The following is a 21,625-nucleotide window of genomic DNA, read 5'->3' as shown; positions in this document are numbered from 1 at the left end:
CTGTGACGTGCTACAGATTGGGCCGCCGGCCTGCTGCTGACTCGCGCAGCGTCTTGACCCGATGGCAGTCATGGTTGATGGCCGCCAGGTTGTCCGGGATATCGCTGCCGCCTTGGGCCAGGGCCACGATGTGGTCGACCTCGTGCGCTGGCCTGACACGGCCCAGATGCTTGCAGTCCTCGCACTGGCAGAGGTAGCCATCACGCTTCAGCACCTGCTCGCGCATCCGTCGCCAGGGCCGACCACCACGACCAGAGCCTTGCCTGCTGGCCCAGGCCTTGGCCTGGTCGGCGTGCTCATCGCAGTAGCCACCAGCGTTACGGGTCAGCGCGTTGCAGCCGCGGGCGCGGCATGGCTTGTTGGGTCGCAGCGCCATCAGAGGGGCTTCCCTGCCAAATCAAAGCGAGGGCCATCGCGTTCGCCGCCGTCGTCCTGCTGGTCGGCCAGGTAGTCGACCATCTCGCGGTTACTCTCGGCCAACAGCCTGTTGCTCTCGGCCAGCTCCAGCATCGCCTGGGTCTGGCGTGCCAGTGCTGCGATCAGCTCCTGGTGCTCGGTCATTTTCCATCCCATCCCAGCTGCTGAAGGTCGCCTTCGATACGCTTAATCCGCTGGCTTATCAGATCAAGCACTGGACGTCGCGCAACATTCACCATCTCGTCATCCTGATAGCTGCCGTTGACGGCAACAGAGAAGCCGCCTTTTCGCTCAGCATCGTCGCGCAACTTCTTCAGCCGGTCGCGCTCGGAGAACAGCTGCTGGGCCAGCTTGATCTGCTGCTGGTTCATCCCCTGCCCCTCCGCCGCTCGCTGCCATCCCAACGCTCGAAGCCCGCCGGCCAGATCTTAGCTACGTTGCCGCGGGCCTGGACGACCAGCGCCAGGCTTAGGCCATAGAACGCCGTGTTGTACCAGGACACTACCGGCAGATGATGTTCGAGGATGATGCGGGCGGTGATGCTCATGAACTGCATCCCGGTGACAGCGCACAGCGCGAAGGCAATCACCGATACGCCCAGGCGGTACCGTGAGTCAGGATCGGGCCGGTAGACGAAGCCGATCATGATGAAGATGCCAGCGCAGAACAGCGCCTGCAGGATAGTGGCCATCGATCAGCCCCCTTTACCAAAACGAATGGTGAGCACCCAGCGCAAAAAGCGCGGCATAGTGCCCGTTTCAACCCATTCGACCAGGCCGGCAAGGAAGACTACACAAACGGCGCCGCAGGCCATGGCCACCAGGCCGGTGGTTCTCGTCCAGTCCTGTCCGATCGCCTCGGCCGCCGCGAAGTAGCCACCGATCCAGCCAACGAACAGGTAGCCCACACGCCGAAAGAAGGGCATGTCCTTGGCGAAGACCACGTAGAAGAAGGCGCCACCGAAGGCTCCAACCAGCGCAGCCGGATCCAGATCGGGGAACACTGCACCCAGGCCCAGACTGGCGAACAAGCCGGCCAGCCCGATGCTCGTGGATGAGGGTTCGCCCATTTCATTACTCCAAGAAAGCAGAAGGCCCGCAGGGCGGGCCATGGTGGGGGCAGCAGGCAGGACTAGAAGGTCCAGATGACTATCTGCGGCGTGCTGAGGCTGATACCTCCTTTGCTACGCGGCTTTCCTTTTTGAATAGTCGGCGTGAAGCCAAAGCGTGCCCAAATAGGCTCTTGAGTAAGCACACTGAAGCAGCCGTTGTCGGTGAGCATCGCGTAGGCGTTGGGATTACCGGCAGTCTGGCTATTCCACAGCGGCCGGCCTTCCCTAGAATTGTAGATGACGAAGTTGCCATCTGGCTGCATGACCGCTTCATCACCGCCTTGGTTTTGCGTACCCGAGTTCCATACAGGAGCCGAATTGGCATCGTAGACAACCAAGTTACCATCGCCTTGAAACACAATTCGCTTATCCCCCGCGTGATACTCCCGGCCTTGGTCCAGACGGGTTCCCGGGGCAAAGCTAACAATGCCGCGAGCATCAGGCACTACCGCACGACCCGCATCGCTCTGCCAAAGCGGCTTGAATACCGTCAATACGATATTTCCATCGTCTTGCAGTACGCAATACACGCGATACCTGTCCTCAGCTGGATAGGTGGAAGGCGACGCATTCCACTGCCGCTTGCGCATGTAGTCCGTCACTTCCAAAGTGCCCCGGTTATAAGCGCTGGATGTGCCCTTGCCAGTATTCAGCTTGATCGTCTGGCTATAAGGAACATCTTCGTTTGCAGCCCAAATCGCCTGATCCCCCTGATAGAGCGCCAGATTCGCGTCGCTCTGGAAAACCAAACGGTACTGCCCATTCGGAGACTGTAGGTATTGACCTACAGACATCACTTGAAAAGGGGGCAGCATCGCGTTGCCGTTATCAGCGAAGGGAGAGTAAGTTTCAGCCATGATAGTTAACCTCTGAGTAATGATGGTTTCAGCGTTTGGTCGCTGGAAATGTCGCTCAGAGGCGATTGCTCGAGGCTCTTGGCCTTCACATGATTCAATGTCCCGCAGCGGGAACACTTGATCTGGAGCTCGGTGAACTCACCCACGCGGGCGAGTAGTCGGTTGCACTGTCCGCAACGGCAATCTTTCAACATGGTCTGCAAAGCCTCGTTCTGCTAGGCTCCGCCACGCTCGCGCGAGCAGGGGGCCTTGGCTGGCTTGCAGGTACAGACTGCAGGTTGGTGGCCGCCGGCGGTGCTCGTAACACCGTCAGTGGTCGCCCTCTTTTTCCTCCAGATACGCAAAAGCCCCGCACATTGGCGGGGCTTCTGTTTTTGGAGCACGCATAAAAAAGCCCGACTCAGTGGCCGGGCTTTTAAGTCGAATCTTATTTACGCGCAGAATCGACAAGATAGGGAAATATTCGCTCAACCGCTCACAGACGTCAAGCGGCAATGTGAGCTAGTAGCCCTTCTTCTGTTAGCACTGCCTCGGCCCGACGAAGCGCCTGAGTCACCAGCTCCTCGCAGCGCTTGCCAATGCCCCCGCGCCACCGGCGCCGGGTCTGTTCAGGGCGTGCATCCGGGTCCCAGGCGTTCATGCAGTAGAACGCCTTCGGCAGAACGATCATGTCAGTGGACCGACGCCCCTCTACCCCGCGCAGCTCTGGGATCGCCCAGGCGGTGACCGCCTTCGATACGAACAGGCGCGGCGCTGGGGACTCGATGCGCGGGATGACGAAGCCGATGGCGTCCACCTTGCGCGCCTTGTGGGTGCTGTACTTGGCCACCAGCACGGCCCAGTCCAGGGCGGACAGCTGACGATGCAGCCGGGCGTGCAGCAGGCAGTCCATGTCGCGCTGCTCCTGGGGGCTAAGGCCGCTACCACCGCGCGCCTCCGGATAGCCGGCGTCGTACAGCTTCTGCCAGGCCTGCTTGCTGGTGTTGTCGATGGTCTCGGCGGACAGGCAGCGGACGACTGCGCTCAGGGTGTCACGGTAGTAGCTCATGGTCAGTCTCCGGTGAAGTGCGAGCCGTGCGGGCCGCGGCGGTTGCTCGATTCGTAGGGCTGCATCCGCTGCAGGGTTGCTACCTGGCTTTCCAGCCGGGCGATGTAGGCACGCATCTGGAATGGTGCGTCGTCCTTGCCAAGGGACTCACCAGTGGCGGCATCGACGAAGCCAGCACCGTCACAGGCCGCACACTCAACGTCGTAGAACAGCGGCTTCACGACTCCTCGCCCGTAACATGTCACGCAACGCGAAATCGGCTTCACCTTCCGTTTCAGGTCAGGCCCGTGCTTCTTGCGCATTGGCCCTCCGGTCGATCTCCTTCTGGATGTCTTCCATCTCGCCGAGGGCGTGTGACATGTCACGTTGGGCTTTCTGCTCTCCGGCCTTGTTGACGCTGGAGCGGTCCTTCCAAATGCGGCCACCAAGGCGAGAGCCAGGGCGGCGGGCCGACTGGTAGCCGCGGCAGGCGTGCGCGGTGCTGGCGGCGTTCGTGTAGAGCGACTGCAGCACCATCTTCCGGCGGCGCAGGTCGTCATCAGTCGCGTCGGCCATGCGCTGGGCAGCCAGGGCGCGCATCTGGCCGATCAGCTCCTGGGCATTGTCCGGGGCCGCCTGGTGCGCTTCGTCGTGATGGCTCAGGAAGACCATCATGGAGTGGCCGAGGATCTGACGGGCCAGGCCGGCCAGGTCTTGTGCTGGGTGGTTCATGCCAGGATCTCCTGAATCTCAACCGATACCGTGCCGCCGGCAGTAACCGGGCCGCGGACAATGCGCAGGTCATCGATCTGGCTGTCATCGACCCAGGCACCGCCATGTGTCAGCGCGTCGAGCAGCCCCTTAAGCATGTTGTCCAGGTCGCGCAGACGACGATCTGGCGGGCAGGCCGTGATGACCACCTGAAGGCGCCCTTCCCTGCGCTTTAATCTGGCCACAGCGCATAGCTGGGTCACGGCGCGGCTGTACTGGCGACCTTTCTCGCTGATAAGCGTCTTGGCCCCGACTCGGCGGTAGTAGGTGTTGTTGCTCGGCGGCCATGGCAGGACGATTCCGGTCATGCCGCCCCCTTGATCGTCATCAGGCCCTGGCTGATCCAGATGGCCTGGGTCTCGCCCAGGGCCCGGATCACGTCGCGCTGATCCAGCTCACCCTGACGCCGGCCGTCGAGCAGGTCGTGGCAGCAGCTGCAGGCGAACACGGCCATGTTGTCCGGGCTCTTCAGACCCATGCCCTTCTGGCCGCAGGCGACGTGAGCAAGCACCGTGGTCTCGGGGTTGAAGTTGCAGACGCCCGGGATACGCAAGGTGCATTCTTGGCCACGGGCGCTGTCGCGAAGCTTCTTGGATTGGGCGCGGCTCATTGATCACGGCCCTCCCCGTCGCCCAGCCAGTCGCCGATCGGTCGACGCGGTGCCGGCGCCTTTCGCTCGCGCTTAACCGGCTGGGCCAGCTCCTGCTCACGGAAGTGGATGTAGGCCTCGGTGTGCTGGACCTTGGGGTCCATGCCGCTGCCGCGGCAGAAGCCCTGGTCATAGGCCAGGCGGCGGGCTTCGGTCATCTCTGCTTCGGTGAACATCATGCTACGTCGGCCTCCGGCCAGATGATGCGCGCCGAGGTCAGCGCCTCGTCGCGGGTTACTTGGGCGCCGACCATTGCGAACGGCGGGCGACCTGGGAGCAGAACGAACCAGCAGGCCTTCATGCAGCACCTCGGCGGGCGCTGTCCCACTCGAACAGGAGAACGAAGCCGCCACCCTCGCGCAGCCGGTCAGCGGTGCGGTCACCTACGCTCGCCTCGAACTTGGTGGCGCAGAGGTTCGAGACCAGGACGGTCGGCTTCATCTCCTCGTAGCGCTTGTTCACCACCTCGAAGATGCTCATGCGCTCGAAGTCGTTGTCCCGGCTGGCGCCCACCTCGTCAATCACCAGCAGATCCGCCTGGGCGAACAGCTCGATGGCCTGGGCCTCGGTGTAGGTAGCGTCGCTGCCGAAGCTGCCCTTGATGTGCTGGCATATGCGGCTGACGGTGGTGTAGATCGCCGTGGCGCCGTGCTCGCGGATGACGTGCTGGGCGACTGCGGCGGCCAGGTGGGTTTTGCCGGTGCCGGTCTTGCCCAGCAGCAACATGCAGCGGCCACCCTGGGCGTTCTCGGTGAACTGCTCGGCGTAGCGGCGGCAGGAGGCCAGGGCCTTCTTCTGCTCGGCGGTCTCGGCGCGGTAGCTTTCGAACGTCTTGCCGGTGAAGCGCGGCGGGATCATTGCGCTACCCAGGCGGCGCTCCAGCTTGGCCACGGCGCCCTGGCGGCGCTGGGCTGCCCACTCCTCCGCCTCGCGCTTCTCGCGGGCGTCCTCGGCACAGGCCGGGCAGCCAGAGCGGCGCTCATCGCGAAAGACCTGGGCCTCGTAGGCGCCATGGCGATCGCAGGTGGCTTGTTCCTGGCCGACGATGCCCGCCAGGCGCTGGGTGCGTTCGAGCAACGAGTTAAAACCGGTAGGTGCCATCGCCATTGGCCTCCAGGTCGCGGGAATAGTCTTGGTCGTTCAGGCCGACGTGGCGGCTGGGCAGCTGGCGGACGTTGCCGCCATGGGCCTTCTGGTTGCGGATCCAGTTGCGCCAGGTGGCGAGCCAGTCGAGCTTGCAGGCGTCCTTGCCAGCCTTGGCATGCCAGAAGTCGGCGAAGGTGGCGCCGATGGCGCGGACCTGCTGCTCGGTGAACTCGGGCCGCTCAGCGAGAGCCCAGGCTGCCCAGTCTTCAGGGAGCGCCCAGTCCTTCGGCAGGCGGCTTGCCCGGGGCTTGGCTTGATCGGTCTCGGGATTGGCTTCGGCCTGGTGTTGCGGCGCTGCGGAGCCAGCTCTTGGCTCTTGCTCTTTCTCTCTCTTCTCTACATCTTCTCTAGGTAACGCATCGCTAACGCTGCGAGCGTTACCTTTACCGTTAGCAGCCTTGTGGTTGGCTACGCGCTTGGCCGTGAGAAGCCTGTTCTTGGCGGTTTTCCCGTTGTGGCGCTCGAAATTGGGGATGCTGATGACGCCGTCGTCCTCAACCATCCAGCCGACCTTTCGCATCAAATCGCAGAAGCCAGTAACGCCTACCAGGCGATCCAGTAACCGCTTGCTAACGCTCGGAGCGTTACCTTCGGAGGTCTGCTGATCGAACCAACCCCACACGCGGAGCAGCTTGCCTACCACCGCGTCGGAATCGATGTTGGCTTCATCAGCGATCTGGCACACCTCAGGCTTGTCCAGGGTGGTCAGCTCGAACTTGATCCAGTCACCGGCCATGGCGCTCTGCCTTGCCGCTTGAAACTGCAGCGAAACGATTCATAATGGTCACCTGTTTAGCGTTACTTCGAAGCCCGGTTGCCGCCGGGCTTTTTCTTGTCTGCGATTCACGTACTGGACGGAATCACAGCTATCCCGCGTGACTGCTGGCGCAAGGCCATGACGCGGATAATGGGTTCCATGGTCAGGACGCCAGACGCGCAGCTTTCCGAGCGCGCTTCACGGACTCCGCATAGAGCGAGTCGATAGCCACACCCACCGAGTAGCTGGGGTTGGTGATCTGCTTCGAACGAATGCGGAAGATCGTCGAGATGTCGCAGCCAGCGCGCTTGGCAATGGCCTTGTAGGTCAGCCCGGCGGCGAACAACGCATCCAATTTCTGGGAGAGGTCAGTAGCGCTCATGGCTTACTCCTGGATCGGTATGCACATGATCATGCACTAGTGCATAAACGTCAATGCACCGCGCTATTGAGTTATGCACCGGCTAGGGACAGCATTGCACCCATGCATAAAACAGTGGACAAAATCCTTCGCCATCTCATGGATCAGCGAGGGATCAATCAGACCGAACTGGCTCGTCAGACTGGCCTCAACCAGTCGACGCTATCCCGCATCCTTGGTCCGAAAAACATCGCGAAAGGCATCAAGGAGCCGACTGATAAGCAGGTCAAGCCGCTGGCGGACTTCTTCGGGATCACCACTGATCAGCTTCGTGGCCACTCTCCCCTACCGGGCGATACTGAGCCCGCGCCGGAAGAGAAGGTGCGCAAGCTCTCTGACCTCGTCAATGAGATGCTGCTGAAGCATGGCAAGGGGCTTCCGGAGGAGGCGCGCCAGCGTATCCAGGCCGCCGCCGAAGACCAGCCAACGGTCGCTGCCGAACGCGGCAATGTGATCACCGCCGACTTCTCCCGGCCTGGCGCCGTGGGTGACGAGATCCGCATCCCCCACTACGACGTGCGCGCGGCCATGGGCGGCGGGCAGATCCCGGCCGACTATGTCGAGCTGCTGCAGGATGTCACCGTCAGCCAGGAGCACCTGCGCCGCCTGGGCGTGGACTACGAGAGTCCGTACCACCTGAAGCTGATCACCGGCTGGGGCCAGTCGATGGCGCCGACGATCCAGGACAAGGATCCGCTGCTGATCGACGTCAGCATCACCGAGTACACCGGCGACGGGATCTACCTCTTCAACGAGGGCGAGTACCTGTTCATCAAGCGGCTGCAGTTGGCCGATGCTGAGCGATTCGAAGTGATCTCGGATAATGAGAAGCACAAGGATCGCCAGGTGAGGAAGGAAGACATCTACATCCGGGGGCGCATCCTGCTGGTTTGGAACGCACACCGCGTTTGAAACGGTAAAGTGCGTCAGGTCCCGAGTTGCCTTGTACTTTTTGGCTTCACAAGCGCTGACTTGACCCCGCTCGTGCGCAGCGAAGGCAACCCTGTTGCGTCTACATCGGGGGGCAGCGCTCCTTTTGCCGTGCCAGGGGAGATCTAGGTCCATAGCTCTTCTTCCTCCGTAGCAAAAAAATAGAGCCGGGTGCCTGTGAAAACGTCTAAACCGCAGCCTTCAAGCAACCAGAATTTGGAGCAGCAGGAACCGGAACATCCGTCTTAGACGAATTTCTTGACCTAGATGCTCTCTGCGGATACGTTCAGAACAATTTTTGCGTTTTTGAGCTGAAGTCATGTCACACATCAAGCGGCCTAGGAAAGTCGGGGATATCTTGAAAGAGAAGTCTGGCGATCTCCCAAGATATTTTGGTAAGTACAAAGCTGTAGACGAAAAGGGACGCTATCTCCATTGGCACGATATCCGTCATCGCGTTCAAAATGGCGACGACGCCGAGCTCGCATGGGCTGTAATCAAGCTATCAAGGCAGTCTCTTTTAAAGCCTATAGAGCTGAATGCCGAAACCGGACACCCCTTTCAATTTTGTCTTCCTGACTCATCTCAAAACATCCTACACAAAATAGATAGGCTAAACGCAGAAATAGGCGCGAATTTGGATACCGCACGCACCAGAGCGAGCGATATATATTTAGTTGAATCTTTGATGATGGAAGAGGCCATCTCAAGTGCACAACTGGAGGGGGCAGCAACTACTAGAAAAGTTGCAAAAGAGATGCTTGAAAAAGAGCGCCCACCCGTCAATGACGATGAAAGAATGATCGTCAATAACTTCATATTAATGAAGCAAGCAAAATACAATAAAGACCAACCACTCACTATCGAACTCATCAGGCGTTTTCACACTGACGCTACGCGTGGAGTAGAAGAAGAACACTCGTGTCCTGGAGAAATCCGGAAGAGTAATGACATCTATGTCAAAGGGAGGGACGAGGAAATTGCTCATCAGCCTCCTGACCAAAAGCTCTTGCTGTTCAGACTTGAAATGCTTTGTGATTTTGCTAATACGAATCATGACGGAGAGGATGGGCGGACGTTCATACATCCTGCTGTGAAAGCGATTATCTTGCATTTTATGATAGGCTACGAACACCCGTTCAATGATGGAAACGGTAGAACGGCCAGATGCCTATTCTATTGGTATATGCTTAAAAGTGGATACTGGGCATTTGAATATATCTCAATTAGCAACCTGCTAAAGCAGGCACCTACCCAATACGGCGAGTCGTATCTTTTCACTGAAAACGACGACTTTGACCTCACATATTTTATTTGCTATCAACTGCGGATTATAGAACGCGCCATCAATGACTTCTTGACTCATATCGAGACCAAAAAGAAAGAATTCTATGAAATAATGGCTTTCATAGATCAGGCGGGTTACAGCAAAGATTTAAGCTTCCGGCAAATTCACTTACTTAAAAAGGTCCTGCGTAATCCGGGACGAGTGTTCACTGCAAAAGAAGTAAAAAATGAGTTTGATGTATCCGAAGGTACAGCGCGGGCGGACTTAGAAAAACTCGCCTCTCTCAAATTCATGGCAAAAACAAAAGAAGGGAAATCTTACCTTTACGTAGCACGTAGTGATGCCCAGTCAAGAATAGCCAAAAGCAAGGTCTCTAAAAAAAGAACGAAGCCGCAAATGACAATTTGAGAAACTGCGTTTTTGTTCATAGACAAGTCGGCGAAGTTGAAAGACATAGGTCGTCTCATGATCTGATGCGGGCGCCTTGATACTGCTCAGGGCGCCCGAGGCCTTTCCATTCAGCGGGTCAGCAGTTGACCTGCTCCACGCTCACCTCTCCTTCGTCCGTCACCTCTCGGGCATCCGACTCCCACCGGATCGTCACGTCGCCGTCGTCTTCAAAGGTCACGTCCAGCTCGGCCGATTCCGCCAGGCACTCCAGCACCAGTTCCCATACATCGTCCGGATCGGTATCGAGCTGATGCACCCTTACCCGTCGCTCAAGCTGAGCCTTGGGTGACGTAATCATGTTCGAGATGCGGATGGACAGGCGTTCCTGGGCGGACATTGTCGGTTTGGCGGGCTTGGACATGCTGTGACCTCCTTCACAAGTATACTGTATGGATAGACAGTAGACCAAGCGGAACGATGCCTCAAGGGAATATTCTCAGAAAAATAATGCACTGGTGCATTGACTACATAATTGCACCAGTGCATATTTTATCCACGGCAGCGCAAGCCGCCCCGGGTAGCGATCAGGAGACCCAGGGCTTGAAGCCGACCTCCTGAGATGGGACGCCTCCCCCAAGGTGTGCAGCGTAAAGCACCGAAATGGAGAGCCGCCGGCACACCAGCGCGGGCGGCTGTTGGGATCTCAGATCCCCCGAACAAGTAGTCGCCCAGCCGGCGGTGGCGCGTAACACCGGCATAGCAGTTTTCCTCGCTGGCCTTGGAGATAGGGCCAGCCGGGAAGACAACCGAGGACACCGCAATGGCACGAACGAAGCGCACGAACTACGCGAAGGTGAAGATCTGGATGGAATCCATGACGGCTGACATCGAGGGGTCAATCGCCGGCGTAGCAATCGAGACTTTCCAGGCGATCCCTACTGCAGCACTGCAGCAGAAGGTCCTGGCGAAGCTGACTGAAGCTCACGCCAAGCGCCTTGAGCGTGAAGCCGCGGCACCCGCCGAAGCCTAAGCATCACTGACTGGCCTTCCCACGAGGGCCAGACGGGATGCCAACCGAACAGGAGGCCGACATGGCCAACGATCTCACCCCGCGCCAGCTGCAGACCCTGCAGGAAGTGGAAGCCTTCCTGTCGGCCCACAACTACCCGCCCACCCGCCCACCCGCGCCGAGCTGGCCGAGCTGATGGGCATGGCATCGCCCAACGGCGCCCAGGAGCACCTGGCAGCGCTGGAAGAAAAGGGATTTCTCACGCTCACCCCCAACACGGCCCGAGGGATCAGGCTGCTGAGGAGCTCGTCATGAACCAGCACTACGTCGCCTGGCTGCGCGCCCAGATCGAAGCGGCCACGCCGGCCACCCTGCACCTGAACATCCTGCCGCACGTTGAAGACCTCGCGGCCATGTACCGGCGCGAGATGCAGCAGGCCTCCACTCCCGGCCTGAAGCTCTACTTCCAGCGCACGCTGGCGGGCTTCGAAGAACTCCTCAACCAACACCAGTACCACGCCGCCGCGGCGTAAGGATCCACACCGTGATCGAATTCGGGCAATGGCAAGGACGCCTGGGCATGGGCTTGGCTCCCCGAGAACTGGAATGCGTGATGGGCCTGGCCAGCGGCCTGACCCACAAGCAGATCGCCCGTGACATGGCGATCGCTCCCATGACCGTCACCAAGCGGGTCAGCAGCGCCATGTTTAAGCTGGGCGTGCAGCGCGCCCCGCAGCTGGTGGCAGAGGCCATGAAGCGCCAGATCATCAGCCCGCTCTGCCTGATGCTGGCCGCCCTGGTGGTTGCCCATGCCGCCCTCGATGAAGACCCGATGCGCCGCGACCGCCGCGCGCCGGAGCGCCGCACCGCCCAGGTCCGGATGATGCGCCGCGCTGAAGCCCCGGAGATCTACGCATGACCACACCGAAGACTGCCGCCGAGCGGAAGGCTGACCAGCGAAAGCGCGAGGCCGAGCGCCTGGCCGCCCTGGGTCACCAGGTGATGCCGTTCGAGATGTATCAGGGCACCGCTCAGGCGCTGGACCGGCTGTGCGCCGCCGGCGGTTTCGAGCAGCGCGCCGAGGTCATCACTATGCTGATTCATGCCGCTGACAAGATTGCTCAGCGTGACATGTCACGTTTCATTGAATTGATGTCCGCCCCCAGCGGCAAATGATCTTGGAGAGAGTCATGAAAGACCTTACCGCAACCATCATCACCATCGCGCTGATGCTCAGCAGCTTCGGCGCCTGGGTGACCCACCTCTACCGCTGCTTCACCGAGGAGCAATGGGGCTTCCTGATCGGGGGCGCCATCTTCTTCCCGGTCGCCATCGTCCACGGCGTGGGCGTCTGGTTCGGCTTCTGGTGATCTAGCCCCGACCTGGCGGGCCGCCCCGGCGGATACCCAGGAGCGCCAGCCGGCGGAGCGCACATCACCGGCAGCCTGGCATTGGTCACCAGCTTCTACCTCCGCCGAGGGCCAGGCCGTATTCCCCACGTCACGGGGACTGCATCGGAAAGGGGTGAATACGTGGCCCTTGGGTAGCGTGACCTGCTGGGGCGAGCATGAATCGCCTGCGAGCTGGAGATAAGCACCGGCCACCCCTTTCCGATGCAGGAAGACGGAGTCGCGCCAGTTAGCACACAACAGGCACTGGCACTGCATCACCGCCGGCCACGGTTCAACCCTGAAGCCGGCATCCATTCCCCGCGCCGCTCGGCGCCATCCCGGGACCATCATCATGATCACCCTACCTATCATCGGGCGTAGCCCGGCGGCAGTGATTTCGCGTGCCCGCATGCTGGGCTTCGAGTGCTGGCCCTATCGCGCCGAGCGCCGCGCCAACGGCGCCTGGGTCCACTACTATCGTAAGGCTGACCAGAAAGCGCCAGCTTGGTTTACCGCGACTAACTCGCTGCGCGCGGAGGTCTCTTAATCACCCCCATACTCGCACAATAACTCTAGCCCTAAGAAACGGACCGAGTTAGCCAACCGGTCCAATGGCAGCCATTAGTTTCAACCCCCTACAAACACGGTTAGCGCGACCAAATATTTAGAGCAAAAACTGGCAACCCCAGAAACAGCGCCTCCAATGATAGCTTTTTTTATGTAGCCCTCATTTTCTTTTGATGCCGCCGCCAAGTCGTTTTTATCGCCACGTGTAATATTGGTATGCGATATTTCCGTAGTGCTATCGACAAAATTTTCGACCATCCCGCCAAGAGAGCTAAGAATCTTCCAGCCGACAAAAACCAGCAACGCCGCAGATATAGAGAACTTAGCTAATATTTCGAGATTGCCATTATCGTCCAGCACTTTCGGTATCACACCAAATAAACCCCAAGCCATGAAGGCTAGACCTAAGTAGCGAAATAGCACAGGAATGAGAGACGATCTCTCGCGAAGAGCTTTGAGAGCTGCGCTTTTCTCTCCTACAGCCAAACCGGTCAACCAAGCATCCAACGCAGACATTACTGATCGTGCGACGGCAAAATCAATATATTCCACTTTAATTTCAACAGTCTTCGTTGAAAACAGGTTTAGCAACTGTGCCGGAACTCCAGCAGGAAGCTCGTTCCTCATTTTGCGCCGAAGGACCAAGCTATTTGAACAGCGTATAGAAATTATATAATTCTGAGGCTGCTGGGTTTGCGGAAGCACTATAGCAACGTGATATTTAAAATAGATACTTTCAGTCGCCGAACTGTTCGCCCCTACGCTACGCGCAAACTGTTCGTAAGAGCTATATACCCCTTTCTCACCACCTTCATGATAAATATTATAAACAGCAGAAAGACCAGCTACTTTATACTGCTCTAACAATTGGCGGAACATGGTGTCGAGCTGATAGAGGTCGTCCAACTCAAGTCTTATAGGCTTATTTGAAGTCCTTACTATTTCCTCACTTTTTCCAGTAAACATTGCGTACACATGTTGAAATTGCTGCATAGACAGAGACGTCTGCCCAGAATTATCAACTACAACTTTGTTTGCATTGTCACCGCTTTCAATAATTAGATTGCTCATCACCTGCTTCCTGCAACTGCCTACAAATGTGCAAGTAGATATCGGCGAAGCGAGCAAAAGGTTGAGGCCCATTTTCAACCCTCTAACTTCCCGAATGCCTATGCTGGCGTGCCTACCCTGAGCAACAGCCTATGAACGCCCCGATCTACTGCCGTACCAGCGGCCAGCGCGTCGGCACCTGCGCGTGCCTCCGCTGCACTCCCCCACCACCCCGCGAGGACGCCTAGCCACGCGCGTTTTCATGAAGACCTTCGACATGCGGAGGCTATCGAGCATCTGTGACATCTGCGGCAAGCCCAGGACCAAGGGCCAGGGCGCCGCCAATCACCGGAAGTGCTCGAAGCTCCGCCAGCAGATGAACATCGCCAAGCACGCCAGCTGAGGTGCTCCATGAGCCTGAAACCGCAGATCATCGAAATGCTGCTGGCCGGCCGCAGTGACCAGGAGATAGCAGGCGCACTGGGCTGTGCGTTGAGCTACCCGAAGATGCTTCGGCTGGAGATCGGGATGCGCCCACCGCGGCAGGCACCGATGCGCGACGCAATCCTGGCGTACTTGCAGGCCAATCCGGGCGCGACTTGTGCCGCCGCAGCGAAGGCGCTGGGGACCCACTACGAAACAGTCAGCCGCGCCCGGTCCTGGGCCGCGAGACGCAAGCCCGCCTGAGCCCCTCCTAACCCCTACCCCATTGAACCTGCGCCCAGCGCGGGATGAGGACTTTCATGTCTACGGAACATATCGATTGGACCAGCGCACCGGAAGGTGCAACGCATTTCAGCCCGCTCAATGACGAGCAGCCCTGGCGCATGAAAGACGATGGGGATTGGTATGGATGGAACCCTGACGAAGAAAACTGGGTGGAGGTCGAAGATCCAAGACCCGATTTGTATCTGGCTGCGCCTGTAGATTCGTGGCCAGGCGATGGCCTACCGCCGGTTGGCATCGTTTGCGAGATGCTGAGCCATGGCGAGGACACCGAGTGGGTAGAGGTAAAGGTCCTTGCTCACGCCAAAATCTGCGGCGATGACCACGCTGTGTTCCAGTACGAAGATCACATAGGCACTAGCGACAACCGTGGCGCTTGCTTCCGGCCTATTCGTACTGATGAGGAGCGGGCGATAGATCGGACTCTGGCCGAGATTGAAGCCCTCTACGCTGACGGCGGACCTGCAGCCATCTTCGACGCCGGCTACCGCAAGGTCGATCCTGCAGGAGCCCAGCCATGACCATCCTCGTACAGCAGCAACTGCGCGAAGCCACCGAGCGCCTGATAGCCGAGGGCGAAAACTGCTGGCCGGCAACGGTGGAGCGCTTCACCGAACTGGCAAACCCTGCCGCCGTCCTGGCCCTGCTGGATGAGATCGACCAGCTCACGGCGGAGAGTGCGCAGCTGCGAAAGGACAAGGACCGCCTCGACCGCGGCTACATCATGACCGGCGTGCCGGGCGTCAATGCCTGCGAACACCGAGGGATGGACCTGCGGGCCGCCATTGATCGAGTGACCCAGCTCGACGAGCAGCGGGCCCAGCGTCAGGCGATGACCAAGGAGCAGCCATGAGCGAATTCATCAAGGTGAAAACGGCCGAGCTGCATGGCGCGGCGCTGAACTGGGCCGTGGCAAAGGCTACCCAGGCGGAAGAGCTGAAGGTTACCGGCTCTGGCCGGGTCAGCTGCATCTACGAGGTGGCGCACAGGGAGGGCTGCTGGACGAACGACTATTGCCCGTCCACGGAATGGTCGGAGGGCGGACTGTTGATCCAGGCTCAGCGCATCAGCCTGAGCGGGCCCGGCTGCATGGGTGGGCAGTGGTCAGCTCACATCGATACAGGCTCATTCGGCGGCAGCCGCTACTGGTTCGGCGATACCGCGCTGATGGCAGCTTGCCGGGCTCTGGTGGGAACCATGACAGGCGACAGCATCAGCGTGCCGGCAGAGTTGGTGCCATGAGCCGAATAGCACCCGCAATCGGCTCACCTGATGAGCTAATCCACTAGCGATAGACCCGCCATTCCCTATCATCCCGCACCGCTGGCCGCCGGCCGGCGCGAAGAGGTATTGCCCATGGAAAGCGAAATCCTTTCCGATGAAGAGCTGGCCGAGATTACCGGCTACAAGGCCAGAGGTTGGCAACGCCGATGGCTCGATGATCACCGCTGGCACTACGTCGAAAGCCGCGGCAAGAGGCCACTGGTGGGTCGCCTTTATGCCCGGCAGAAGCTTGGCATTCTTCCAGTACCTGGAGCCTATCAGCCTCCTCCACTACCGGCCCAGACCTGGACCCCGGACCTCTCCCGAGTGAAATGAGATGCGCCCTAGAAGCAAGGAGAATCGCGACCTGCCGCCGGGCGTCTACCGGCGAAAGCGGGCCAGGAAGAACGGCAAGGTCTGGGTGGCCTACTACTATCGCGATGCTGCCGGAAAGGAGATCCCGCTGGGAGGTGACTTGGACATCGCCCGGATGCGGTGGGCGGAGCTGGAAGCGAAGGAGAAGCCACAGGACCTACGGGTGATGCGCTCCATCTTTGATCGGTATGTCCGGGACGTCATCCCCAAGAAGGCGCCACGCACCCAGCGGGACAACCTCGCCGAGCTGCGGCAACTGCGGCCTGTCTTCGACGAAGCACCTATCGACTCCATCACCCCGGCGACGATCGCCCAGTACCGTGACGCCAGGACAGCGAAGGTACGAGCCAACCGAGAGATCGCCACGCTGTCGCACGTGTTCAACATGGCAAGGGAGTGGGGACTGACAGTCCGGGAGAATCCTTGCCAAGGCGTCAGGAAGAACCGAGAGGCGCCCAGGGACTACTACGCCAACGACACGGTATGGGCAGCCGTCTACCAGAAGGCAACGCCAGAGCTGAAGGACGCCATGGACCTGGCCTACCTCACCGGCCAGCGCCCGGCCGATGTGCTGTCCATGCGCTGGGATGATATCGAAGGTGAGTTCCTGACCGTGCAGCAGGGCAAGACCAGCAAGCGGTTGCGCATCCTGCTGCAGGCCAATGGAACGGACAACAGCCTTGGGGCGCTGCTGCGAATGTTCGATGCCCGCTACCCTGTCCGGGTCAGCCCGTTCCTGATCGTCACCGGCCGAGGGCGTCGGCTCACGACATCCATGCTGCGGATCCGCTGGGATGCGGCTAGGGACTTGGCGAAGATCGCCGCGATGGAAGCGGGCGATGCGCAACTGGCGCTTCGGATCGGCCAATTCCAGTTCCGTGACATCCGGCCGAAAGCGGCCTCGGAAATCCTCGACCCGAAGGAAGCCAGCAAGCTTCTAGGCCATACCGAAGAGGACATCACAGAACGGGTCTATCGTCGCCTTGGCGCGATCGCCAGCCCCACAAAATAGGCGGAGTTTCGGAACTGTTCCGAAATAGTTTCGGAACTCCTCCCTTTATACCTGCCCGACGGCCCTTGAAATCCGACCCCTCAGACAGCAAGAAGCCCCGTAAGAACGGGGCTTCGAAGATGGCGGAAGCGCAGAGATTCGAACTCTGGGACCCTTGCGAGTCGGCGGTTTTCAAGACCGCTGCCTTAAACCACTCGGCCACACTTCCGTAAGAGGGGCGCATAGTACCTGATGGCAACACACTGTCAAACACTCGCAAGCGATCCTTAAGCAACATTTGCTATCTTCGGGGTCGTACGGTACATCACACCGTCTATTTAGCTTTGGAGTACACCATGAACGAGCGTCAATACGCCTACAACCCTGCCCTCGCGCAATCTCGGGACGTCAGCCGTGTATTGCGCAACACCTACGCCCTGCTGGCCATGACTCTGGCGTTCAGCGGCCTGGTCGCCTTCGTCTCGCAGCAGATGCGGTTGCCCTACCCCAACATCTTCGTGGTCTTGATCGGCTTCTACGGCCTGTTCTTCCTGACCATGAAGACGCGTGACAGCGGCTGGGGTCTGGTCAGCACCTTCGCCCTGACCGGCTTCATGGGCTACACCCTGGGCCCGATCCTGAACATGTACCTGGGCTTGCCCAACGGTGGCAGCGTGATCGCCTCCGCGGCCGGCATGACCGCCCTGGCCTTCTTTGGGCTGTCGGCCTACGCCCTGATCAGCCGCAAGGACATGAGCTTCCTGAGTGGCTTCCTGATGGCGGGCTTCTGGATCCTGCTGGGCGCCGTGATGCTGTCCTTCTTCGTCCAGATCAGCGGCCTGCAACTGGCCATCAGCGCGGGCTTCGTGCTGTTCGCCGCCGCGGCCATCCTGTTCCAGACCAGTGCCATCGTGCACGGTGGTGAAGACAACTACATCATGGCTACCATCACCCTGTACGTCTCGATCTACAATATGTTCCTCAGCTTGCTGCAGATCTTCGGATTCGCCAGCAACAACGATTGATCATCAGCGGTAGCCCAAGAGGCCCGCTTCGGCGGGCCTTTTTACATCCATGAAATTTGCCATCGTTGTCCTTTCTCCCCCTCAGGCGCCTTCGGCGCGGCGGGCCCTGCGCTTCTGCGAAGCGCTGTTGGCCGGGGGCCACGAACTGTCGCGACTCTTCCTCTACCGCGACGGCGTCCATAACGCCTCACACGCCTCGGTCAGCGGACAGGACGAGTTGGACCTGCCCGTGCGCTGGCGCGAGTTGATCGAACGCCACCAGATCGACGCCGTGGTCTGCATCGCCGCTGCCCTCAAGCGCGGGCTGCTGGACGAGAACGAAGCGCGGCGCTATGAACGGGGTGGCGCAGTGAACGTGCATGCGCCCTGGCAGTTGTCCGGCCTGGGGCAGTTGCATGAAGCGGTACAGGACGCCGATCGCCTGCTCTGCTTTGGAGGCGACTAGCATGGCCAAGAGTACCCTCGTCATCTCTCGTCAGCCGGCGCTGGGCGGTCTGGCTCCTCGCGAGGCACTGGATATCGTGCTGGCAGGTGGCGCCTTCGAGCTGCCCCTGGCGATGCTGTTCGCAGGCCCTGGGGTGACCCAACTGCTGGCAGCCGACAGCACTGCCCTCGAACAGAAGGATCTGAGCGCCAATCTCTCCGCACTGCCGCTGTTCGGCGTCGACGCCATCTATGCGGAAGCCACGGCCCTGCAGCGTCTGGGCATCACGCCCGAGCAATTGCCCGCCTGGGTGACCCCACTCGAACCCGAGGCGTTGGCCACGTTGATCCACGACCATGACCAGGTGATTTCCATTTGACGACTCTGCACCTGTTTTCCCGCTCGCCGCTGACAGAGTCCGATGCCCTGGACGGCTTGACCTGGGTCCGTGGCGGGGACGCCATCCTGCTCACCGGTGGCGCCGTGGAGGCACTGCGCCCGGGTAGCACCGCCAGCCAGGCGTTGGCACGGCTGCCTGCGGAAGCAGGCCTCTACGCGCTCGCGGAAGACGTCCAGGCCCGCCGCCTACATCCGGAGCGTGGCGTGACCCTGATCGATTACCCCACTTTCGTTGACCTGAGCGTGAGCCACGCCAAGGTCATCAGCTGGACCTAGCATGCACTCTCTCGACCTCGACCCCGAAGGCTATCTGCGCGATCTCTCCCAATGGAGTCCCGAGGTAGCCCGGCAACTCGCACTCCAGGAAGGCATCGAATTGACCGAACGCCACTGGCAGGTGCTGCAGGCGCTCCGTGACTTTTATGCGCAATTCCAGCTATCACCAGCCAATCGGCCGCTGATCAAGTACATCGCCCAGACACTGGGCCCCGAACTGGGTACCAGCCTGCAGCTCAACCTGCTGTTCAAGGGAGCGCCGGCCAAGCTCGGCGCCAAGCTCGCCGGCCTGCCGAAACCGGACAATTGCCTATGACCTTCACCACGCCCGAAGAACATCCCTTCGCCGTCTACGTCCGCGCCCTGGGCAAGGGCAAGCGCGGTGCCCGCAGCCTGACTGAAGCCGAAGCCGAAATGGCCATGGGCCTGATCCTCGACGGCCAGGTGACCGATGCCCAGCTCGGCGCCTTCCTCATGCTGCTGCGCCACAAGGAAGAAAGCCCTGAAGAGCTGGCAGGCTTTACCCGCGCCGTTCGGGCGCGCCTGCAGTCTCCCGGCTTCCCCGTCGACCTCGACTGGCCGTCCTACGCCGGCAAGAAGCGGCACCTGCCCTGGTACCTGCTTGCGGTGAAGTGCCTGGCCGGCAGCGGCGTGCGGATCGTCATGCATGGCGGCGGCACCCACACGGGGGGCCGGCTCTACACCGAGCAATGCCTGGGAGACCTGGGTCTGCAGACGGCCAAGGATTGGCAGGACGTCGGCGCCCTGCTCGACCGCGGCCAGCCCGCCTTCCTGCCGCTGGCGGCCTGGATGCCGGCGCTGCAGCGGATGATCGACCTCAAGGCCGAACTTGGCTTGCGCTCCCCGATCCACTCGCTGGTCCGGCTGCTCAATCCCAGTGACGCGCGCTGCATCCTGCAGAGCATCTTCCACCCGGGGTACCAGGAGGTACATCGCGAGGCCAGTCGCCTGCTGCGTGACGACAGCATCGTCATCAAGGGCGAAGGGGGCGAGGTCGAGCGCAATCCCGATGTCATCGCTCATCTCTATGGCACCCGTGGCGGCGAAGCCTGGGACGAAAGCTGGCCGGCGCTGACCGAGCGCCGCCAGGTCAAACCGGAGCGCCTCGATCCGGCGCTGCTGGCCGCCACCTGGCGTGGCGAGGTGGAAGACCCCTATGGCCGTCTGGCGGTCATCGCGACGCTAGCCGTGGCCCTGCGCGCCCTTGGCCAGGATCAGGCGAGTGCCCAGATCGAAGCCGAACGCCGCTGGGAGGCGCGTGATCGCACGCTCTGACGTCGCCGTCGGAACCCAGGGTGGTCACCTGGGTTCCTAACCGCAACGTAGCGGAGGATGACGATATGGGCTTGTTGGTCGATGGGCAGTGGCAGGACCGTTGGTACGACAACGGCGAGGACGGCCATTTCAAGCGGGAAGAGGCCCAGCGCCGTGATTGGATAGCCCGTCCGGAGCAGGCCATTCCGGAAGAGGCCTCGCGCTACGCGCCTGAGGCCGGCCGCTATCATCTCTATGTCTCCCTGGCCTGCCCCTGGGCCCATCGCACCCTGATCTATCGCAAGCTCAAGGGTCTCGAAGACCTGATCGGAGTTTCAGTGGTCAGCTGGCTGATGCGTGAGGAAGGCTGGACCTTCGATCCCGCGCACGGCTCCAGTGGCGACGATCTCTATCAGCTCGACCGCCTGTACCAGCTCTATCAGCGCGACCAGGCCGACTACACCGGGCGGGTCACCGTCCCGGTACTCTGGGACCGCCAACAGGAACGCATCGTCAGCAACGAATCCGCCGAGATCATCCGCATGTTCAATGGCGCTTTCGATGACCTGACGGGAAATCGCCTGGACCTCTATCCGGAAGCCCTGCGCGGACAGATCGACACCCTCAACGAGCGCATCTATCCGACGGTCAACAACGGCGTCTATCGTGCCGGATTCGCTACCACCCAGGAGGCTTACGAAGAAGCCTTCGACGAGGTCTTCGCCACCCTCGACGATCTCGAGCGACTGTTGCAGCAGCAGCGCTATCTCACTGGGGAATGGCTGACCGAAGCCGACTGGCGCCTGTTCACCACCCTGATCCGCTTCGACGCCGTCTACCACGGCCACTTCAAATGCAACCTGCGACGAATCCGTGACTACCCGGCGCTACAGGGCTGGCTCAGGGAGCTTTACCAATGGCCAGGTATCGCCGAGACCGTGGACTTCCAGCACATCAAGCATCACTACTACGGCAGCCATGCCCAGATCAATCCGACCGGCATCGTCCCCAAGGGGCCGGCCCTGGAGCTGGACCTGCCCCATGGCCGGGAGGTCCTGACTGGGGCAGGCATCCAGGGATCGGCCTGAAC

At 60.4% G+C, this 21,625-nt stretch carries 40 protein-coding genes and 1 tRNA gene; 22 read left to right on the top strand and 19 right to left on the bottom strand.

Translation table 11 applies throughout. The annotated features are described in order from the left end of the window. Positions 1-10: 10 nt before the first annotated feature. The 16 genes from APT59_RS09910 to APT59_RS09840 all read right to left on the bottom strand — a co-directional run bounded on the left by APT59_RS09910 (position 11) and on the right by APT59_RS09840 (position 7,117). On the bottom strand, positions 11-376 hold the full coding sequence (locus APT59_RS09910) for an HNH endonuclease (RefSeq protein WP_059314693.1): 366 nt from the start codon (positions 374-376) through the stop codon (positions 11-13). Next, complete coding sequence (locus tag APT59_RS09905; protein ID WP_059314692.1) at positions 376-561, bottom strand: hypothetical protein; 186 nt, start codon at positions 559-561, stop codon at positions 376-378. The genes APT59_RS09910 and APT59_RS09905 overlap by 1 nt, the downstream gene beginning before the upstream one ends. After that, positions 558-788: a hypothetical protein gene (locus APT59_RS09900; RefSeq protein ID WP_059314691.1), complete on the bottom strand. Its 231-nt coding sequence runs from the start codon at positions 786-788 to the stop codon at positions 558-560. The genes APT59_RS09905 and APT59_RS09900 overlap by 4 nt, the downstream gene beginning before the upstream one ends. After that, positions 785-1,108: a phage holin family protein gene (locus APT59_RS09895; RefSeq protein WP_059314690.1), complete on the bottom strand. Its 324-nt coding sequence runs from the start codon at positions 1,106-1,108 to the stop codon at positions 785-787. The genes APT59_RS09900 and APT59_RS09895 overlap by 4 nt, the downstream gene beginning before the upstream one ends. Positions 1,109-1,111: 3 nt before the next feature. Continuing rightward, complete coding sequence (locus tag APT59_RS09890) at positions 1,112-1,486, bottom strand: putative holin (RefSeq protein WP_059314689.1); 375 nt, start codon at positions 1,484-1,486, stop codon at positions 1,112-1,114. Between the two features lie 62 nt (positions 1,487-1,548). Further along, the gene (locus tag APT59_RS09885) at positions 1,549-2,385 is read right to left on the bottom strand and encodes a putidacin L1 family lectin-like bacteriocin (RefSeq protein ID WP_059314688.1); all 837 of its coding nucleotides are present in this window, start codon (positions 2,383-2,385) and stop codon (positions 1,549-1,551) included. A gap of 5 nt (positions 2,386-2,390) precedes the next feature. Continuing rightward, a complete protein-coding gene (locus tag APT59_RS22160; protein WP_082696317.1) occupies positions 2,391-2,579 on the bottom strand; it encodes a Com family DNA-binding transcriptional regulator in 189 nt (62 codons plus the stop codon). Between the two features lie 290 nt (positions 2,580-2,869). Then, positions 2,870-3,433 (bottom strand): hypothetical protein, encoded by a 564-nt coding sequence (locus APT59_RS09880; protein WP_059314687.1) that lies wholly within the window; start codon positions 3,431-3,433, stop codon positions 2,870-2,872. Positions 3,434-3,435: 2 nt separating this feature from the next. Beyond that, positions 3,436-3,735, bottom strand: coding sequence for a hypothetical protein (locus tag APT59_RS09875; RefSeq protein WP_156428942.1), 300 nt, complete (start codon positions 3,733-3,735; stop codon positions 3,436-3,438). Continuing rightward, on the bottom strand, positions 3,713-4,144 hold the full coding sequence (locus APT59_RS09870; protein WP_059314685.1) for a hypothetical protein: 432 nt from the start codon (positions 4,142-4,144) through the stop codon (positions 3,713-3,715). The genes APT59_RS09875 and APT59_RS09870 overlap by 23 nt, the downstream gene beginning before the upstream one ends. Then, positions 4,141-4,491, bottom strand: a complete 351-nt coding sequence (locus tag APT59_RS09865; protein WP_059314684.1) for a RusA family crossover junction endodeoxyribonuclease — start codon at positions 4,489-4,491, stop codon at positions 4,141-4,143. The genes APT59_RS09870 and APT59_RS09865 overlap by 4 nt, the downstream gene beginning before the upstream one ends. Next, positions 4,488-4,793 carry a nuclease domain-containing protein gene (locus tag APT59_RS09860; protein WP_059314683.1) on the bottom strand — a complete coding sequence of 102 codons (306 nt, stop codon included), beginning with the start codon at positions 4,791-4,793 and terminating at the stop codon, positions 4,488-4,490. Before APT59_RS09860 ends, APT59_RS09865 begins: the two co-directional genes overlap by 4 nt. After that, a complete protein-coding gene (locus APT59_RS09855; protein WP_059314682.1) occupies positions 4,790-5,011 on the bottom strand; it encodes a hypothetical protein in 222 nt (73 codons plus the stop codon). Before APT59_RS09855 ends, APT59_RS09860 begins: the two co-directional genes overlap by 4 nt. Before the next feature lie 118 nt (positions 5,012-5,129). After that, positions 5,130-5,933, bottom strand: coding sequence for an ATP-binding protein (locus tag APT59_RS09850; protein WP_156428941.1), 804 nt, complete (start codon positions 5,931-5,933; stop codon positions 5,130-5,132). Continuing rightward, on the bottom strand, positions 5,914-6,714 hold the full coding sequence (locus tag APT59_RS22615; RefSeq protein WP_174523134.1) for a hypothetical protein: 801 nt from the start codon (positions 6,712-6,714) through the stop codon (positions 5,914-5,916). Before APT59_RS22615 ends, APT59_RS09850 begins: the two co-directional genes overlap by 20 nt. Before the next feature lie 184 nt (positions 6,715-6,898). Then, complete coding sequence (locus APT59_RS09840) at positions 6,899-7,117, bottom strand: hypothetical protein (protein ID WP_059314680.1); 219 nt, start codon at positions 7,115-7,117, stop codon at positions 6,899-6,901. Positions 7,118-7,219: 102 nt separating this feature from the next. Between APT59_RS09840 and APT59_RS09835 the strand changes: the two genes are divergently transcribed. Further along, positions 7,220-8,068: an XRE family transcriptional regulator gene (locus tag APT59_RS09835; RefSeq protein WP_059314679.1), complete on the top strand. Its 849-nt coding sequence runs from the start codon at positions 7,220-7,222 to the stop codon at positions 8,066-8,068. Positions 8,069-8,405: 337 nt separating this feature from the next. Next, positions 8,406-9,782 carry a Fic family protein gene (locus APT59_RS22155; protein ID WP_082696315.1) on the top strand — a complete coding sequence of 459 codons (1,377 nt, stop codon included), beginning with the start codon at positions 8,406-8,408 and terminating at the stop codon, positions 9,780-9,782. 118 nt (positions 9,783-9,900) lie between these two features. Here the strand turns inward: APT59_RS22155 and APT59_RS09825 are convergent, their stop codons facing one another. After that, positions 9,901-10,185, bottom strand: a complete 285-nt coding sequence (locus tag APT59_RS09825) for a DUF1654 domain-containing protein (RefSeq protein WP_082696314.1) — start codon at positions 10,183-10,185, stop codon at positions 9,901-9,903. 399 nt (positions 10,186-10,584) lie between these two features. Between APT59_RS09825 and APT59_RS09820 the strand changes: the two genes are divergently transcribed. From APT59_RS09820 to APT59_RS09800, 6 genes are all read left to right on the top strand, one after another. After that, a complete protein-coding gene (locus APT59_RS09820) occupies positions 10,585-10,794 on the top strand; it encodes a hypothetical protein (protein ID WP_059314677.1) in 210 nt (69 codons plus the stop codon). Between the two features lie 174 nt (positions 10,795-10,968). Further along, on the top strand, positions 10,969-11,088 hold the full coding sequence (locus tag APT59_RS22965; protein ID WP_082696313.1) for a hypothetical protein: 120 nt from the start codon (positions 10,969-10,971) through the stop codon (positions 11,086-11,088). Further along, complete coding sequence (locus tag APT59_RS09815; protein ID WP_059314676.1) at positions 11,085-11,306, top strand: hypothetical protein; 222 nt, start codon at positions 11,085-11,087, stop codon at positions 11,304-11,306. The genes APT59_RS22965 and APT59_RS09815 overlap by 4 nt, the downstream gene beginning before the upstream one ends. A 47-nt stretch (positions 11,307-11,353) precedes the next feature. Beyond that, positions 11,354-11,692, top strand: a complete 339-nt coding sequence (locus APT59_RS09810) for a response regulator transcription factor (RefSeq protein WP_156428999.1) — start codon at positions 11,354-11,356, stop codon at positions 11,690-11,692. Next, on the top strand, positions 11,689-11,949 hold the full coding sequence (locus APT59_RS09805; RefSeq protein ID WP_059314674.1) for a hypothetical protein: 261 nt from the start codon (positions 11,689-11,691) through the stop codon (positions 11,947-11,949). The genes APT59_RS09810 and APT59_RS09805 overlap by 4 nt, the downstream gene beginning before the upstream one ends. A 14-nt stretch (positions 11,950-11,963) precedes the next feature. Then, entirely contained in the window at positions 11,964-12,143 is a 180-nt protein-coding gene (locus APT59_RS09800; protein ID WP_059314673.1) for a hypothetical protein, read from the top strand. A gap of 648 nt (positions 12,144-12,791) precedes the next feature. On the opposite strand, the gene APT59_RS22400 is transcribed toward APT59_RS09800, so the two are convergent. Continuing rightward, positions 12,792-13,802: a hypothetical protein gene (locus tag APT59_RS22400; RefSeq protein ID WP_156428940.1), complete on the bottom strand. Its 1,011-nt coding sequence runs from the start codon at positions 13,800-13,802 to the stop codon at positions 12,792-12,794. Between the two features lie 241 nt (positions 13,803-14,043). On the opposite strand from APT59_RS22400, the gene APT59_RS22550 reads away from it, so the two are divergent. The 7 genes from APT59_RS22550 (at position 14,044) to APT59_RS09765 (ending at position 17,157) form a co-directional block, all read left to right on the top strand. Continuing rightward, positions 14,044-14,184 carry a hypothetical protein gene (locus APT59_RS22550; protein WP_167348563.1) on the top strand — a complete coding sequence of 47 codons (141 nt, stop codon included), beginning with the start codon at positions 14,044-14,046 and terminating at the stop codon, positions 14,182-14,184. An 8-nt stretch (positions 14,185-14,192) separates the two neighbouring features. Next, positions 14,193-14,468, top strand: coding sequence for a hypothetical protein (locus tag APT59_RS09790; RefSeq protein WP_059314671.1), 276 nt, complete (start codon positions 14,193-14,195; stop codon positions 14,466-14,468). Positions 14,469-14,524: 56 nt separating this feature from the next. After that, a complete protein-coding gene (locus APT59_RS09785; protein WP_059314670.1) occupies positions 14,525-15,028 on the top strand; it encodes a hypothetical protein in 504 nt (167 codons plus the stop codon). Continuing rightward, positions 15,025-15,360, top strand: coding sequence for a hypothetical protein (locus APT59_RS09780; RefSeq protein WP_059314669.1), 336 nt, complete (start codon positions 15,025-15,027; stop codon positions 15,358-15,360). Before APT59_RS09785 ends, APT59_RS09780 begins: the two co-directional genes overlap by 4 nt. Next, positions 15,357-15,749, top strand: coding sequence for a phage protein NinX family protein (locus APT59_RS09775; RefSeq protein ID WP_059314668.1), 393 nt, complete (start codon positions 15,357-15,359; stop codon positions 15,747-15,749). The genes APT59_RS09780 and APT59_RS09775 overlap by 4 nt, the downstream gene beginning before the upstream one ends. A 114-nt stretch (positions 15,750-15,863) precedes the next feature. Continuing rightward, positions 15,864-16,106, top strand: coding sequence for a DUF4224 domain-containing protein (locus tag APT59_RS09770; protein WP_059314667.1), 243 nt, complete (start codon positions 15,864-15,866; stop codon positions 16,104-16,106). Between the two features lies 1 nt (position 16,107). Beyond that, entirely contained in the window at positions 16,108-17,157 is a 1,050-nt protein-coding gene (locus APT59_RS09765; RefSeq protein ID WP_059314666.1) for a tyrosine-type recombinase/integrase, read from the top strand. 120 nt (positions 17,158-17,277) lie between these two features. Here APT59_RS09765 and APT59_RS09760 read toward each other — a convergent pair. Beyond that, a tRNA-Ser gene (locus APT59_RS09760) sits at positions 17,278-17,365 on the bottom strand. Between the two features lie 127 nt (positions 17,366-17,492). Between APT59_RS09760 and APT59_RS09755 the strand changes: the two genes are divergently transcribed. The 7 genes from APT59_RS09755 (at position 17,493) to APT59_RS09725 (ending at position 21,623) form a co-directional block, all read left to right on the top strand. Beyond that, positions 17,493-18,161 (top strand): Bax inhibitor-1/YccA family protein, encoded by a 669-nt coding sequence (locus tag APT59_RS09755; RefSeq protein ID WP_059314665.1) that lies wholly within the window; start codon positions 17,493-17,495, stop codon positions 18,159-18,161. A 49-nt stretch (positions 18,162-18,210) separates the two neighbouring features. Next, positions 18,211-18,606, top strand: coding sequence for a sulfurtransferase complex subunit TusD (gene tusD / locus APT59_RS09750; RefSeq protein ID WP_059314664.1), 396 nt, complete (start codon positions 18,211-18,213; stop codon positions 18,604-18,606). A gap of 1 nt (position 18,607) precedes the next feature. Continuing rightward, complete coding sequence (gene tusC, locus APT59_RS09745) at positions 18,608-18,964, top strand: sulfurtransferase complex subunit TusC (RefSeq protein WP_059314663.1); 357 nt, start codon at positions 18,608-18,610, stop codon at positions 18,962-18,964. Next, positions 18,961-19,260, top strand: coding sequence for a sulfurtransferase complex subunit TusB (tusB, locus tag APT59_RS09740; protein WP_059314662.1), 300 nt, complete (start codon positions 18,961-18,963; stop codon positions 19,258-19,260). Before tusC ends, tusB begins: the two co-directional genes overlap by 4 nt. Before the next feature lies 1 nt (position 19,261). Further along, a complete protein-coding gene (locus tag APT59_RS09735; RefSeq protein WP_059314661.1) occupies positions 19,262-19,576 on the top strand; it encodes a TusE/DsrC/DsvC family sulfur relay protein in 315 nt (104 codons plus the stop codon). Next, entirely contained in the window at positions 19,573-20,556 is a 984-nt protein-coding gene (locus APT59_RS09730) for a glycosyl transferase family protein (RefSeq protein WP_059314660.1), read from the top strand. Before APT59_RS09735 ends, APT59_RS09730 begins: the two co-directional genes overlap by 4 nt. Positions 20,557-20,621: 65 nt before the next feature. Next, complete coding sequence (locus APT59_RS09725; RefSeq protein ID WP_059314659.1) at positions 20,622-21,623, top strand: glutathione S-transferase family protein; 1,002 nt, start codon at positions 20,622-20,624, stop codon at positions 21,621-21,623. The last annotated feature ends 2 nt before the right edge of the window (positions 21,624-21,625 follow it).

This window comes from Pseudomonas oryzihabitans (assembly GCF_001518815.1).
GTDB classification, from domain to species: Bacteria; Pseudomonadota; Gammaproteobacteria; order Pseudomonadales; family Pseudomonadaceae; genus Chryseomonas; species Chryseomonas oryzihabitans_E.
This window is presented reverse-complemented; position numbering and strand designations above follow the sequence as displayed.

What these genes read in the sequence shown, in the direction of transcription:
- APT59_RS09850 (WP_156428941.1), bottom strand. Translation starts at nt 5,933, where the DNA reads ATGGCACCTACCGGTTTTAACTCGTTGCTCGAACGCACCCAGCGCCTG.
- APT59_RS22160 (WP_082696317.1), bottom strand. Translation starts at nt 2,579, where the DNA reads ATGTTGAAAGATTGCCGTTGCGGACAGTGCAACCGACTACTCGCCCGC.
- APT59_RS09910 (WP_059314693.1), bottom strand. Translation starts at nt 376, where the DNA reads ATGGCGCTGCGACCCAACAAGCCATGCCGCGCCCGCGGCTGCAACGCG.
- APT59_RS09835 (WP_059314679.1), top strand. Translation starts at nt 7,220, where the DNA reads ATGCATAAAACAGTGGACAAAATCCTTCGCCATCTCATGGATCAGCGA.
- APT59_RS22550 (WP_167348563.1), top strand. Translation starts at nt 14,044, where the DNA reads ATGAAGACCTTCGACATGCGGAGGCTATCGAGCATCTGTGACATCTGC.
- APT59_RS09815 (WP_059314676.1), top strand. Translation starts at nt 11,085, where the DNA reads ATGAACCAGCACTACGTCGCCTGGCTGCGCGCCCAGATCGAAGCGGCC.
- APT59_RS09805 (WP_059314674.1), top strand. Translation starts at nt 11,689, where the DNA reads ATGACCACACCGAAGACTGCCGCCGAGCGGAAGGCTGACCAGCGAAAG.
- APT59_RS09880 (WP_059314687.1), bottom strand. Translation starts at nt 3,433, where the DNA reads ATGAGCTACTACCGTGACACCCTGAGCGCAGTCGTCCGCTGCCTGTCC.
- APT59_RS09820 (WP_059314677.1), top strand. Translation starts at nt 10,585, where the DNA reads ATGGCACGAACGAAGCGCACGAACTACGCGAAGGTGAAGATCTGGATG.
- APT59_RS22155 (WP_082696315.1), top strand. Translation starts at nt 8,406, where the DNA reads ATGTCACACATCAAGCGGCCTAGGAAAGTCGGGGATATCTTGAAAGAG.
- APT59_RS09860 (WP_059314683.1), bottom strand. Translation starts at nt 4,793, where the DNA reads ATGAGCCGCGCCCAATCCAAGAAGCTTCGCGACAGCGCCCGTGGCCAA.
- APT59_RS09780 (WP_059314669.1), top strand. Translation starts at nt 15,025, where the DNA reads ATGACCATCCTCGTACAGCAGCAACTGCGCGAAGCCACCGAGCGCCTG.
- APT59_RS09755 (WP_059314665.1), top strand. Translation starts at nt 17,493, where the DNA reads ATGAACGAGCGTCAATACGCCTACAACCCTGCCCTCGCGCAATCTCGG.
- tusD (WP_059314664.1), top strand. Translation starts at nt 18,211, where the DNA reads ATGAAATTTGCCATCGTTGTCCTTTCTCCCCCTCAGGCGCCTTCGGCG.
- APT59_RS09735 (WP_059314661.1), top strand. Translation starts at nt 19,262, where the DNA reads ATGCACTCTCTCGACCTCGACCCCGAAGGCTATCTGCGCGATCTCTCC.
- APT59_RS09730 (WP_059314660.1), top strand. Translation starts at nt 19,573, where the DNA reads ATGACCTTCACCACGCCCGAAGAACATCCCTTCGCCGTCTACGTCCGC.
- APT59_RS09855 (WP_059314682.1), bottom strand. Translation starts at nt 5,011, where the DNA reads ATGATGTTCACCGAAGCAGAGATGACCGAAGCCCGCCGCCTGGCCTAT.
- APT59_RS09890 (WP_059314689.1), bottom strand. Translation starts at nt 1,486, where the DNA reads ATGGGCGAACCCTCATCCACGAGCATCGGGCTGGCCGGCTTGTTCGCC.
- APT59_RS22965 (WP_082696313.1), top strand. Translation starts at nt 10,969, where the DNA reads ATGGGCATGGCATCGCCCAACGGCGCCCAGGAGCACCTGGCAGCGCTG.
- APT59_RS09800 (WP_059314673.1), top strand. Translation starts at nt 11,964, where the DNA reads ATGAAAGACCTTACCGCAACCATCATCACCATCGCGCTGATGCTCAGC.
- APT59_RS09810 (WP_156428999.1), top strand. Translation starts at nt 11,354, where the DNA reads ATGGGCTTGGCTCCCCGAGAACTGGAATGCGTGATGGGCCTGGCCAGC.
- APT59_RS09875 (WP_156428942.1), bottom strand. Translation starts at nt 3,735, where the DNA reads ATGCGCAAGAAGCACGGGCCTGACCTGAAACGGAAGGTGAAGCCGATT.
- APT59_RS09825 (WP_082696314.1), bottom strand. Translation starts at nt 10,185, where the DNA reads ATGTCCAAGCCCGCCAAACCGACAATGTCCGCCCAGGAACGCCTGTCC.
- APT59_RS09870 (WP_059314685.1), bottom strand. Translation starts at nt 4,144, where the DNA reads ATGAACCACCCAGCACAAGACCTGGCCGGCCTGGCCCGTCAGATCCTC.
- APT59_RS09895 (WP_059314690.1), bottom strand. Translation starts at nt 1,108, where the DNA reads ATGGCCACTATCCTGCAGGCGCTGTTCTGCGCTGGCATCTTCATCATG.
- APT59_RS09770 (WP_059314667.1), top strand. Translation starts at nt 15,864, where the DNA reads ATGGAAAGCGAAATCCTTTCCGATGAAGAGCTGGCCGAGATTACCGGC.
- APT59_RS09775 (WP_059314668.1), top strand. Translation starts at nt 15,357, where the DNA reads ATGAGCGAATTCATCAAGGTGAAAACGGCCGAGCTGCATGGCGCGGCG.
- APT59_RS09765 (WP_059314666.1), top strand. Translation starts at nt 16,108, where the DNA reads ATGCGCCCTAGAAGCAAGGAGAATCGCGACCTGCCGCCGGGCGTCTAC.
- APT59_RS22400 (WP_156428940.1), bottom strand. Translation starts at nt 13,802, where the DNA reads ATGAGCAATCTAATTATTGAAAGCGGTGACAATGCAAACAAAGTTGTA.
- APT59_RS09785 (WP_059314670.1), top strand. Translation starts at nt 14,525, where the DNA reads ATGTCTACGGAACATATCGATTGGACCAGCGCACCGGAAGGTGCAACG.
- APT59_RS09905 (WP_059314692.1), bottom strand. Translation starts at nt 561, where the DNA reads ATGACCGAGCACCAGGAGCTGATCGCAGCACTGGCACGCCAGACCCAG.
- APT59_RS09885 (WP_059314688.1), bottom strand. Translation starts at nt 2,385, where the DNA reads ATGGCTGAAACTTACTCTCCCTTCGCTGATAACGGCAACGCGATGCTG.
- APT59_RS09725 (WP_059314659.1), top strand. Translation starts at nt 20,622, where the DNA reads ATGGGCTTGTTGGTCGATGGGCAGTGGCAGGACCGTTGGTACGACAAC.
- APT59_RS09840 (WP_059314680.1), bottom strand. Translation starts at nt 7,117, where the DNA reads ATGAGCGCTACTGACCTCTCCCAGAAATTGGATGCGTTGTTCGCCGCC.
- APT59_RS22615 (WP_174523134.1), bottom strand. Translation starts at nt 6,714, where the DNA reads ATGGCCGGTGACTGGATCAAGTTCGAGCTGACCACCCTGGACAAGCCT.
- APT59_RS09865 (WP_059314684.1), bottom strand. Translation starts at nt 4,491, where the DNA reads ATGACCGGAATCGTCCTGCCATGGCCGCCGAGCAACAACACCTACTAC.
- tusC (WP_059314663.1), top strand. Translation starts at nt 18,608, where the DNA reads ATGGCCAAGAGTACCCTCGTCATCTCTCGTCAGCCGGCGCTGGGCGGT.
- APT59_RS09790 (WP_059314671.1), top strand. Translation starts at nt 14,193, where the DNA reads ATGAGCCTGAAACCGCAGATCATCGAAATGCTGCTGGCCGGCCGCAGT.
- APT59_RS09900 (WP_059314691.1), bottom strand. Translation starts at nt 788, where the DNA reads ATGAACCAGCAGCAGATCAAGCTGGCCCAGCAGCTGTTCTCCGAGCGC.